This window comes from Leptolyngbya boryana PCC 6306, from assembly GCF_000353285.1.
Classification (GTDB): domain Bacteria; phylum Cyanobacteriota; class Cyanobacteriia; order Leptolyngbyales; family Leptolyngbyaceae; genus Leptolyngbya; species Leptolyngbya boryana.
This window is the reverse complement of sequence record NZ_KB731324.1, coordinates 1474226-1485897: the sequence shown is the minus strand read 5'-3', so window position 1 is coordinate 1485897 and position 11672 is coordinate 1474226. Positions and strand designations below refer to the sequence as shown.

Genomic DNA, 11672 nt, shown 5'->3' with positions numbered 1-11672 from the left:
TTTTCATTTACATCTTGAGGAATTATGCAGCCACAGGTTGATTCTCTATCGGTCAATTCTGGTTCGTCATCTGGAGAGCCATTATTGGAGTTTGATCGGGTTGGATTGGAGTATCCGTTTGAAGGGAAAATGCGACGGATTATTCAAGAAGTGAATCTCTCGATCCAACCAGGTGAGTTTGTGTCGTTTGTCGGTCCCAGTGGATGTGGGAAGACTTCAATTTTGCGGATGGTCTCAGGCTTGAGTCCGGCTCCGATCGGGGAAATTCGCTATCGCGGCACACCGATTAAAAAGCCCCTGCGCAATACTGGAATTGCCTTTCAGAATCCAGTCATGCTGCCGTGGCGCAATACGATCGACAATGTGATGCTGCCACTCGAAATCGTCGATTCGTACAAGAAAAACTATCGTCAGCGCAAAGAAGAGTATGTGCGCATGGCGCAAGATCTGCTGGCAACGGTGCGCTTACAAGATTTTCAGAAGCAATATCCTTGGCAGTTGTCCGGTGGGATGAGACAACGGGCTTCTTTGTGTCGATCGCTGATTCATAGCCCAGAAATTCTGCTCCTCGACGAGCCGTTCGGAGCATTAGATGCTTTTACCCGCGAGGAAATGTGGGGGATGCTGCAAAACCTGTGGATGAAGGTCAAATGCGTCGGTATTTTGATTACGCATGACTTACGAGAAGCGGTCTTTTTATCCGATACCGTCTATGTGATGGGCGCGCGTCCTAGCTCAATTATCTATGAAGTCAAGATTGATCTCCCCCGTCCAAGAACCTTGGAAATGGAGCTAAGCGACGAGTTTAATCACTACTTTGCCAGCATTCGCAAACACATTCAGCACAACTAGCACCGATGGAAAAATTTCTGAAATCAAAGTCAGCAGGCTTTGTGTTGCCCTTCATTGCAACTGTTGTCCTCTTCATCGTCTGGGAATTGGTCGTGATCATTTTTAAGATCCCGCCCTTCAACTTGCCTGCACCCACCAATATCCTCAATGCTTTGATCAATTTTGCACCGCAGCTCACTGTCAATGCGATCCGCACGCTTTGGACAACGATGCTAGGGTTCATTATCGCCGTTGCAGTCGGAGTGGTACTTGGATTCATTATTGGGTATTCACGGACAGCTTATCTGACGCTGTACCCCCTGCTTGTGGCATTTAACACGATTCCCAAAGCTGCATTAGTGCCGCTGCTCGCCATTTGGTTTGGCGCGAATGCAATTCCAGCGACGTTAACTGCATTTTTGCTGGCTTTCTTCCCGATCGCGGTGAATGTGGCGCTCGGATTAGACACCGTTGAGCCAGAAATGAAAGATGTGCTGCGGGCATTAGGCGCAAATCAGGTCGAAGCGTTCCAGAAAATTGGTTGGCCTCACACCCTACCCTACATTTTTGCATCGCTGAAAATTGCCGCTTCATTTGCATTTATTGGAACGGTCATTTCTGAATCCGTGGCTTCCAATGCAGGACTCGGCTTTTTGATTGTGCAGGCCACCTCGGATTTCAATGTTCCCTTAGCCTTTGCAGCGTTGCTGATTCTGGCACTGATGGGAATTTTGCTGTATGGCTTTTTCGTTCTAGTTGAGAAAAAAGTAATTTATTGGGCGCGGTAGCCCATCTCCTGTATAATCAATTCAGTTTGAAGGGGAGTAGCTGCTGACATTTGTTCAGCCCGCTTGAGTCAACATACTGGCGATGAGCCTGGTTCAAGCGACAAGAAGCTTTTTTACTTGGAAGCGAGACCTTCACTAAGTTCACGAATTGCAGTGAGCTTGGTGAGGTCTTTTGTCTTTCATCAAGCTTGCTCAGTTCATTATCAACTGACTGAGAGGAAGCCTGATGTTAGAGGCATTTACAGCTGGATTATTGTTTATCACGATCGGGGAATTGGGCGATAAGACGTTCTTTATCTCGATGTGTTTAGCAATGCGACATTCGCGGCGGTTTGTATTTCTGGGATCAATGTTGGCATTAGCTACCATGACGATCCTTTCGGTTCTACTTGGACAAGCTGCGAATGTTTTGCCTCAAAGTTGGGTGCATTACGGCACGATCGTGTTATTCACAGTGTTTGGATTCAAAATGCTCTACGATGCCAGCAAAATGAAGCCGGAGTGCCAAGACAAATCGCTGCTGGATAACTCGGAATGTGCTTCTGAGGCGGAGAAAGAAGCCATAGAAGCGGTTTTCCAAGCAGAGGCAAATCTCAAGAAGAAAACCCGTCTTGCAATTATGTTGGAAGCCTTTACGCTGACCTTTATTGCCGAGTGGGGCGATCGCACTCAAATTACCACGATGGCACTAGGAGCCTCGAAGAATTTAATCGGAGTGACGCTCGGTGCAATTTTGGGACATGCGATCTGTTGTGCGATCGCCGTATTTGGCGGTCGATTGATCGCGTCTCGAATTTCAGAGCGAACAGTGACGATCGTGGGGGGCTTATTGTTCTTTGTGTTTGCGATCGTAACTTGGGTACAGCCTGCTTAACTTCTTCTTTACTAAAACCTGCACTGCTCAGTTTCGCAGTGCAGATTCCTCGCGATTGCGCCCGCACTAGAATGATCATTTTCTCGAATTCCGTTACTCTACCCCAAGTTTTCAAGTTCTCAATGATTTTCCTTCTCAAAGCTGAGTGACCTTCTCTCTCAAGGAAGGTCGCTTGAGCTAGAGACATCCTATATATTGCACATAGATGGCAAGCATCTACACGACAGAACGAAACCGTTAAAACAAATTACTGAAGAATTCTATCTTTATTCAAAAGACCTTTCCAGAAATTTACAAGCGATACTGTTCCTGGCTTTGAGGGCAATCTCACCAGGATAGTTGCCGGACGTAATCATGCGGGTTTACAGCAGTTTCTATCAGCAATGAACCATCAAGATCGAGGACTTACATCACCCTCACCTCCGGTTTTTTCTACTTCTTAAACGGGCAGTTCAATCGCGCCTAATCGCAGTCGAACTAATCCACAAATGGCTAAGATGACTTGTGCATAATTGTCTTTTCTCAACCGCACAATCTCTTTGGCAGCACGGAAGATTTTGAGATGACGCATCAAGTGTTCAATCAAAATGCGTTCTCCTGCAAAAATGCGATTGGCTTGGGTTTGCGCTTCACTCAGTTCCCGTCCTTTTGGCTTCTTGTGTGGAGTGCGAGTGCGGTCTGCCCCTTGATAGGCTTTGTCTCCCGCAAACGTTTGCACGTCTTGAAACTGGGACTGCTGTTGCCGGAACAAGGTGATATCGGCACTCGGACCGGGATGGGCAACGATGGCATCCACGATATCGCTGCCATCGGGCAAGCCAATCACCGATTGTTTGTAAGTCGTTTGCTTCTTTTTGCCGGAGTAGTATTGTGTCTGTTGGTCTGAGTCACCGGGTCGTTGACGCACCTGCTCCGTACTATCGACTATCAATTCCCATTCGGTCAGCATTTCTGTAACCACAGACCAAGCTACCTCGCACTCTTCAAATTCCTCAAACAGGCTCGCTGGCAAAGCTTGGCGCAAAAACTGCACCCAATAGTGCATTACCGCATGAGCTTGGCTGGAACTCACCTCAAACGTTAAGCCTAAAATCTCAAAGGTTGGATAGTGTCGCAAGTAGTATAAGCACAACAGAATCTCGGTTTCAGCACTCAGCGTTGTTGGGCGACCTGCTCCAGCAGCATTGACCCGAATCTTTCGGCTGTTCTGTTGGGCAATGGATTCTGCTTCTAACTGTTGGAGATACCGCAGTCATCGCGACAATTGCTCATATTCAATTCCTATTAATGAGCGACTGCGATGCGGAGAAGTCTGGATATAATGAAACAAGTTTTTCATTCGATGGTGAGCGGTAAAAAATCCGTTCTACCATCTTTTTTCTGCCTAATTTAATTTTTGAATACGTCTAAACAGGAGATTATCACTATGGGTATTCTGGCTTGGGTTATTTTAGGACTATTAGCTGGAGCGATCGCCAAAGCAATTTATCCTGGCTATCAAGACAGCAACATTTTAGGAACAATGCTTTTGGGAATTGTTGGTGCTTTTATCGGTGGCACCTTGTACACCTTGTTGACTACAGGAACGTTATCCCTCAGTGCAGTAGGCTTCACCCTGCCTGGACTATTGATTGCAGTAATGGGTGCTATCGTTGCCTTGTGGCTCTACTATGCTTTCGTCAGCCGCCGAAGAATCTACTAGTTCACCACGTTGATTTTGCAGGGTGAGGTTGTTTCAGGTAGATTAGGCAATGAACACTCTGAAACATTGTCATGCCAAAACGTCAAATTCGACTCACTGATGAACAGCGCCAACGTCTGGTCGAGATCACCAGTAAGGGCAAGGTTGCTGTCCGAACCTTTAAACGATCGCAAATTCTCCTGCTGAGTGAACAAGGGTACAAAGACCAAATCATTGCTGAGCGTGTGGGTGTGAGTGTGGCAACGGTGGAACGTACCCGTCAGAAGTTCGTGCAACAGGGACTTGATCAGGCAATCACTGAGAAACCTCGCCCTGGCAAGCCGTGCAAACTCGACGGAAAAACCGAAGCCTTTTTGATTGCCACGGCTTGCAGTGATGCACCAGATGGACGTGCTAACTGGACGATGCAACTGCTCGCAGATCGCTTAGTCGCCTTGAACAAAGTCGAGAGCATTTCGGATGAAACCGTGCGGCGCATTCTGAAAAAAACAAACTTAAGCCGTGGTTGAAGCAGCAGTGGTGTATCGCCGAAGTGGGTGCTGATTTTGTCTGGCGCATGGAAGATGTACTGGAGTTGTACAAGCAACCCTACGACGAACAACATCCGGTCGTTTGTGTCGATGAGCGTCCTTGTCAACTGCTGGTCGACAAACAACCCTCGATACCTGCTGAACCCGGCAAGCCAGAACGCGAAGACTTTCAATATGAACGCAATGGCACCTGCAACCTGTTTGTTGCCTTCCAACATCGCGTGGGATGGCGGCATGTAGAAGTGACCGAACGCCGCACTAATGCTGATTTTGCCCACTGGCTCAAGCGACTCGTCGATGAGTGGTTCCCCACGGCTACGAAGATTCGGTTAATCCTCGACAATCTCAACATTCACTCGCCTGCTGCGTTATATCAAACCTTTGAAGCACAAGAAGCACGTCGAATTTTGGAGAAACTGGAGTGGCACTACACACCAAAGCATGGCAGTTGGCTGAATATGGTCGAAATTGAACTGTCCATTCTGGTCAGACAATGCTTAGACCGTCGCTTACCTGACCTTGAAACCTTGCGCCAGGAAGTACAAGCTTGGGAGCAACAGCGCAATGCTCAAAAAGCAACGATTGATTGGCAGTTTACCAGCACGGATGCCAGGGTTAAATTGAAGCGACTTTACCCAGAAATTTCACCCTCATAATCAACGTGGTGGACTACTACTAACGTCATTGAGCGAAGGTAAGGATTTGTCGTTTTCGCTGCAGCAGTCTTTCTACACCTAGTCCTAAGACTGCTGCGAAAGCGAGTATTACTCAGGCCAATCCACGACCGCCGGTATTCGCAGGAATACTTTGTTCAAAACTGAAAAAATTACCCGGATCGTATTGTTGTTTCACCCGCTTTAATCGTTGCCAATTACCTCCGTAGTAGGCGGTTTGCCAGTTTTTAATCGAGCGATCGCAGTAATTCACATAGCATCCCCCAGTAACATACGGCTGCATGGCTGAGCGGAAATTTTGCACCCAATTGATATGGGCAGCTTGCTCCTGCGGTTTTGTCCAATATGCTTGATATTGAATGTTCCACTTCACTTGGCGATGGCAGAACGCTGTGGCATCAGGGGGAATTTTGGCGATCGCGCCGCCATAACTATCAAATTGCAGCACAACATTTCGACTGGGTGCTTGCTTGAGGAATTTAACAACCGTGGCAATGCCCTCTGCATTTAATGGACGAACAACATAATCAGAAGCATTCTTAAATTTCGTCTGTGAACCATGCCAATGAGCTAAGCGTTTTGGATAATCTGGCTTTAATCCAGCAAAGGCATAGACTGCTTCAAGGTAAGGCAATGTCTCGATCTCGGTTTCTTTCGGTGCGATCGCGAATAAAGGCGCGAGCACAGTGCGTAATTCTGCTTCGGTTCCCACAAATTGACCCACGATATAGACCGAGTTTCCGGGTGTGAGTTTCAAAATGCTCGTATGACGATCGTCACTGTCTGGTGCAAAAGCTTGCCATTGTTGAATCACCCGTTCTATCTCAGTCGCATCCCATTTGAGTTGATAGATGGTGACTTTATCGATCGCATGAGTTTGAAACTTGAGCGCAGTCACAATGCCAAAATTTCCACCTCCGCCACCCCGCAACGCCCAGAACAAATCAGCATTCTGAGTCGCATCCGCAACAATGAGTTTTCCCTTAGCCGTCACCATTTCTACGGCTTGCAAGCTATCGCAAGTCAATCCTTTCCAGCGAGCGAGTAATCCATAGCCGCCTCCGAGCGTTAATCCGGTAATGCCTACCGTCGCACAAGATCCACCTGGAATTGTGACCCCCTCTGCCGCAAGAGTTTCATAGATCGCAACGAGTTCTGCGCCAGCTTGGATGGTAGCTTGTCCTGTAGTGCGATCAAATCGAATCTGCTCCATATCGTTGAGATCAATAATCAGCGCATCATCTGCAACCGAAAACGCCTCATAACTGTGTCGTCCACTCCGAACTCGTACCGGAACTCCACTCATTTGCGCCCAATTTACAGCGTTGACGACATCTTGCACAGACTGACAGAAGACAATCAACAGCGGCGAGGCAGCAAATCGCGCATTGAAGTTCAGCCGCGCATCTTCATACCCTGCTTCGCCTGCGTAAATGACTTTTCCAGTAAGTTCAGCCATTGCATTGTTCCAAATCGCTTGCCTTTCATAGACACAAACACACTGAGGAGCATTTCAGAAAATTCGCAGAGGATAATGACAGTTCAGCTGTCAAAATTCCCTAAGTACATCGGGCAAATACTACATTTCAAGTTGCGTTGCTTCAATCATCATGCCAAGCTAACGCATCAGCAATCTGTTGGGCAAGCGTGAGGGGACGAAATGGCTTAGTAAACACAGCAGCGATTTTTAAATCGTGGAGATTATGTTGCTCTGAAGCTTGCACTTTAGCAGTCATCAAAATGACAGGGATAAGCTGGGTCTCAGGATTTTGCTTAAGGTGATGTAACGTAGCACAGCCATCCATATCCGGCATCATCAGATCCAGCAGAATTGCATCCGGTTGATGTTGAGTCGCGATCGCAATTCCTTCTGCACCCGAACTTGCCGTTAAGACATTCCAACCTGCTCCCATTTGCAGACCGAGTGTAGCGATCGCTCTCACATCTTCTTCATCATCCACAATCAAAATTTGCTTGTTCATTTCTAATCTTTGGAGGTCTGATATTCACAAAGTAGCAATGAATCGAGGAGAAGTCGGGGAGCTATTCTTAAATCGTTTCATCGCTAAGCGGCAATTCAACATGAAATGTACTGCCCTGATTGACGATGCTTTCAACCCAAATTCTGCCGCCATGTTGCTCGACGATGTTGCGACAGATCGCAAGTCCTAGTCCAGTTCCTCCCTTTTGTCGGGCATCCGAGGCATCGACCTGCTGAAATCGCTCGAAGATGGTCTGGATCTGATGAGCAGGGATGCCTCGTCCTTGGTCACAAACACTAATACAGATGCTTGAAATCGTCGATCGTGCCTGCATCCAAACTTGATTGTTAGGTTGTGAGAATTTGATCGCATTGCTGAGCAGATTGGTTAAGGTCTGCACAATGCGATCGGGATCTACTGTGAGAAACAACGATAGCGGCTCTGTGATCAGTTGAATGTTTGAGCCATTCGCCATGGATTGCATTTCTTCGGTGGCTTGTGTCATTAAGTCGGCTAAATTGCACGATCGTAGATTCATCGTGATTTTGCCTGAGCGAATTCGTTCGAGATCGAGAATGTCATTGATTAATCGAATCAATCGTTCAGCATTCTTGATGCCAATATTGAGAACCTGTTGCCCTTGTTCGGTGAGGTTGCCTAACTGTCCGCTGCCGAGTAGATCCAGCGAACCCATCATTGAAGTTAGCGGAGTCCGAAGTTCGTGGCTGACCAAGGAAATGAATTCGTTTTCAAGGCGTTTGCGTTCGGTAATGTCATTCGCAATCAGCAGCGCATAGGATGTGCCATTGAGGTCAATGTGATCAACCGAAAGTAAAATATTTTTTCTAGTTTGAGAACGAGTGAGCAATTCAAACTCTAGATTGTGAAAAGCAGTCCGGGTTTGAAGCCGACGCATGAACGCATCAATATCACGACCTAGATGTAATTGCGCGATCGTACAACCAATCACTTCATCCAGCGAGTAGCCGCTAATGCTTAAGAAACTAGAGTTGACTTCGATGAATTGACCTTCAGGAATGGTCACGATCGCGATCGGGTTTGGACTTTGCCGAAAAATGGTTGCAAACTTTTCTTCTGCGTGTTGACGATCTCGGATCTCTTGCTGGAGTTGTTCATTTTTCGATTGCAGTTGATTTTGTAATCGCCGCAGTGTTAGATGTGTTTCAATTCGAGCCAGCACTTCTTCGATTTGAAATGGTTTTGTAATGTAGTCAACGCCGCCCGCTTGAAATGCTTTTACTTTGTCGTTGACCGCTTCTAAAGCACTGATAAAAATAATGGGGATGTCACGAGTGCGATCGTCGGCTTTAAGCTGTTCACAGACTTCGTATCCATTCATCTGCGGCATATTGACATCGAGCAAAATGAGATCCGGCGGCATCACCTGTGCGCCTCGAATGCCCGTGGAACCCTTTGTCACGCTCCGAACTTTGTAGCCGCGATCGATCAGCATTGTTGAGAGCAGATTGAGATTTTCCGGGGTGTCGTCAATGACTAAAATGTCAGCTTTCGGCAAATCGGACTCGGTCATTACACAACTTCAGTGGAACGCTCATCAGATTTTATGACGTGACCGTAAGTCTCCAAAGAACCTTCATCAAAACAAAATTTCTTTTCTCGATGTTGTTCCAAATTTTTTCCACCTGCAAATTTCGGATTGATTTGTTGATCGCGCTCTCCCGCACAGGGTTTAAAACCCCGTGCTAACTGTGCGAAGTCCCTGAAGGGACTGCATCGCTGTATTCCGGCAGTCTCTTTAGAGACTTCGCACGGTTAGACCGTGATTTTCAATCACGGGCGGGAGAGCGCGATCAACGTTCAACCGAAATTTACAGGTAGATTTTTTTCAGCATCTCCCCGACTTTTCCTCGATCGTTCCTTACTTTAAGGGTCATCAGCAAGTTAAAGCTGATGTATCCAATTCAGAACTTTCTCAGAGGTTATTATGTTGCATCATATTTCGGTTGCCGTGAATCAGCCATTACACGTTGGAAATGTACTAGCAGAAGTTTTACAAGGTCGTTGTTTTCCTTTTCCGCCGCATCCGGGAAGCTATATGGTAGTCGTTGGAGACGAGTATGGAACTGGAATCGAACTTTATCCGGCGGATACTCAACTGACTCCAGGGCTAGAAGAAGTTGAATTCTCTACTGGAAATATGGCTCAATCGTTTACTTCGATTCATGCAGCGATTTCCGTTCCTACTTCTTTAGAGCAGATTGGAGAAATTGCAAACCGGGAAGGCTGGCTGGTTAGACTGTGCGATCGCGGCCCCTTCAAAGTGATCGAATTCTGGGTGGAAAACAAGTTAATGCTTGAATTTCTCACGCCTGAACTGGCGAAGGACTATTTACAGTTCGCACAGCCAGGTGTCTTTGAGGCATTTTTCAATCAAGCTGCCGCCCAACTCGTTGAAGCTTAACTATTACTGTTGAACATTACTTGGAGTGAAAGACATCATGTTGACAATGGAAAGAATCGAAGTTGCTCCTCAAGAAGCAATGCTCAATCTCATTAGTGGATTCTGGATTGCTCGATCGCTCTATCTTGCAGCCAAGTTAGGAGTTGCCGATTTATTTGACGACCAACCGAAAACGATCGCTCAACTTGCCGCCGGAACCAATACTGATCCGCGATCGCTGTATCGACTTCTGCGTGCTTTAGCCAGTATTGGTGTCTTTACTGAAGTATCTGATCAACAGTTTGCGCTGACTCCGCTGGCTGCAACCCTCAAAAGTGATCATCCAGCTTCAATGCGGTATGCAGTCATGGCGCAAATGGGATACGACCATTCTTTAGGCTGGAACAATGGATTACACAGCTTGAAAACAGGCGAGATTGCGTTTGATCAGGCTGCGGGAATGAACATTTGGCAGCACTTCGCTCAACATCCTGAAGATGGACACATCTTCTCACAATCGATGTCGAGTATGGGAATTGCGATCGCGCAAGCGGTGACTGCAAGCTATGACTTTTCTCAGTTCAATACGATCGTTGATGTCGGTGGAGCGCAAGGCAGCTTAATTTCTACGATTCTGCAAGCGAATCCTCATCTTAAAGGCATTCTGTTCGATTTACCCGAAGTGATTGGGAATATTGAGGACGATAGAAATCTTCAACGGATTGCTGGAAATTTCTTTGAGTCTGTTCCAACGGGGGGTGATGCTTATGTGATGCGATGGATTATTCATGATTGGGATGATGAAAAGTCCTCGATCATTCTGAACAATTGTCATCGAGCCATGCCAGATCACGGCAAATTGCTGCTAGTTGAAAGCATTCTTCCACCTGGTAATGAACCATCTCCAGCCAAGTTGATTGACATGATTATGTTATTGATGACGGGTGGAAGAGAACGCACTGAAGCAGAATATCGATCGTTGCTGCGATCGAATGGCTTTGAACTGACACGAGTCATTCCCACACCTTCAATGCTCAGCATTATTGAAGCTGTCAAACTTTAACGTATCTCCTTCCCAACCGTTATGAAGCGCCATTTTGCTCTCCTGCCGTTGACTGTTGCTCTCGCTTTAGGCTCCAGTGCCTGTCTGAACATTTATGCATCTGCTCCATCTTCTAAAAGCAGTCCGGTTGAAGTAGCATCTGCTCCACCCTCTAAGAGCAATCGTTCGGTTGAAGTTGCACAGAACTCGAATCAATCGGTACAAGTTTCTCACGATGCGAGTAATGTTAGTTCTGACAACTCTCAATCAGAGCAAATCGGGGGCTTGAGTCCGTCTCAGCAAGCTTCACTCAAATCGTTAGGGATTGAGATCGCAGTTCCAAGCGCGATTCCAGCAGGCTATACGGTCATCAAAGTTGATACCGAACCTTGCCCTGAAAATGCGTCTCGTTCAGAGAAAGGCACTTGTCGGTTTGGGCCACAATACGGCATTGTTTATCGCAATGCTGAACAGAATAGCTGCTTTGCCATCGAAGCGACAGGCGGCGGAGTGGGTGGTGTGCCGAGAGAGTATGCAGCGAAAGTCAAGACCGAGTTGTTGGGAGAAACTTCGCTGCTATTTGGTCAAGAAAATGGCGAATTCAAAACGCCTTCAGCAGAGCAGCTTGATTCACCACAGCCCAATTTATTAACGGATTGGGCAGGTGTGGGTCCGTTCTATCGCATCAGTGGAGGCGATACTGCTCGGGACGCTTACTACAAAGGTGGATCACCTCTGTGCCAGAATACGATTACTCCAAATCAAGCGATTGAGATTATGCAATCAATCACTTGGCTCAATTAGCTTGCTGTAGCGATCGTTGCTGA

At 46.9% G+C, this 11672-nt stretch carries 12 protein-coding genes; 8 read left to right on the top strand and 4 right to left on the bottom strand.

Annotated features, from left to right (window positions below; all coding sequences use genetic code 11):
* The first annotated feature begins 24 nt into the window (after positions 1-24).
* The 3 genes from LEPBO_RS0107315 (at position 25) to LEPBO_RS0107305 (ending at position 2493) form a co-directional block, all read left to right on the top strand.
* Positions 25-852: an ABC transporter ATP-binding protein gene (locus LEPBO_RS0107315; RefSeq protein ID WP_017286893.1), complete on the top strand. Its 828-nt coding sequence runs from the start codon at positions 25-27 to the stop codon at positions 850-852.
* 5 nt (positions 853-857) lie between these two features.
* On the top strand, positions 858-1619 hold the full coding sequence (locus tag LEPBO_RS0107310) for an ABC transporter permease (protein ID WP_017286892.1): 762 nt from the start codon (positions 858-860) through the stop codon (positions 1617-1619).
* Between the two features lie 226 nt (positions 1620-1845).
* Positions 1846-2493 carry a TMEM165/GDT1 family protein gene (locus LEPBO_RS0107305; protein WP_017286891.1) on the top strand — a complete coding sequence of 216 codons (648 nt, stop codon included), beginning with the start codon at positions 1846-1848 and terminating at the stop codon, positions 2491-2493.
* Between the two features lie 439 nt (positions 2494-2932).
* Here the strand turns inward: LEPBO_RS0107305 and LEPBO_RS0107300 are convergent, their stop codons facing one another.
* Positions 2933-3649 carry a transposase family protein gene (locus LEPBO_RS0107300; protein ID WP_081614724.1) on the bottom strand — a complete coding sequence of 239 codons (717 nt, stop codon included), beginning with the start codon at positions 3647-3649 and terminating at the stop codon, positions 2933-2935.
* A gap of 270 nt (positions 3650-3919) precedes the next feature.
* Here LEPBO_RS0107300 and LEPBO_RS0107295 point away from each other — a divergent pair, with 270 nt between their 5' ends.
* Together LEPBO_RS0107295 and LEPBO_RS41690 are read left to right on the top strand one after the other, a co-directional pair.
* Positions 3920-4195 (top strand): GlsB/YeaQ/YmgE family stress response membrane protein, encoded by a 276-nt coding sequence (locus LEPBO_RS0107295; RefSeq protein WP_017286889.1) that lies wholly within the window; start codon positions 3920-3922, stop codon positions 4193-4195.
* Positions 4196-4266: 71 nt separating this feature from the next.
* A protein-coding gene (locus LEPBO_RS41690; RefSeq protein ID WP_096735585.1) for an IS630 family transposase occupies positions 4267-5381 on the top strand; the annotation gives its coding sequence in 2 pieces (ribosomal slippage) (positions 4267-4675 and positions 4675-5381; 1116 coding nt in all).
* A gap of 112 nt (positions 5382-5493) precedes the next feature.
* Here the strand turns inward: LEPBO_RS41690 and LEPBO_RS0107280 are convergent.
* From LEPBO_RS0107280 to LEPBO_RS0107270, 3 genes are all read right to left on the bottom strand, one after another.
* Positions 5494-6858, bottom strand: a complete 1365-nt coding sequence (locus tag LEPBO_RS0107280) for an FAD-binding oxidoreductase (protein ID WP_017286886.1) — start codon at positions 6856-6858, stop codon at positions 5494-5496.
* 142 nt (positions 6859-7000) lie between these two features.
* Entirely contained in the window at positions 7001-7381 is a 381-nt protein-coding gene (locus tag LEPBO_RS0107275) for a response regulator (RefSeq protein WP_017286885.1), read from the bottom strand.
* A 67-nt stretch (positions 7382-7448) separates the two neighbouring features.
* Entirely contained in the window at positions 7449-8933 is a 1485-nt protein-coding gene (locus LEPBO_RS0107270) for an ATP-binding response regulator (RefSeq protein ID WP_017286884.1), read from the bottom strand.
* A 414-nt stretch (positions 8934-9347) separates the two neighbouring features.
* Between LEPBO_RS0107270 and LEPBO_RS0107265 the strand changes: the two genes are divergently transcribed.
* The 3 genes from LEPBO_RS0107265 to LEPBO_RS36365 are packed head-to-tail and all read left to right on the top strand — an operon-like array spanning position 9348 to position 11649.
* Entirely contained in the window at positions 9348-9824 is a 477-nt protein-coding gene (locus tag LEPBO_RS0107265; RefSeq protein ID WP_017286883.1) for a hypothetical protein, read from the top strand.
* A 37-nt stretch (positions 9825-9861) separates the two neighbouring features.
* Positions 9862-10866, top strand: a complete 1005-nt coding sequence (locus LEPBO_RS0107260; RefSeq protein ID WP_197693286.1) for a methyltransferase — start codon at positions 9862-9864, stop codon at positions 10864-10866.
* Between the two features lie 21 nt (positions 10867-10887).
* Entirely contained in the window at positions 10888-11649 is a 762-nt protein-coding gene (locus LEPBO_RS36365) for a hypothetical protein (protein ID WP_017286881.1), read from the top strand.
* The last annotated feature ends 23 nt before the right edge of the window (positions 11650-11672 follow it).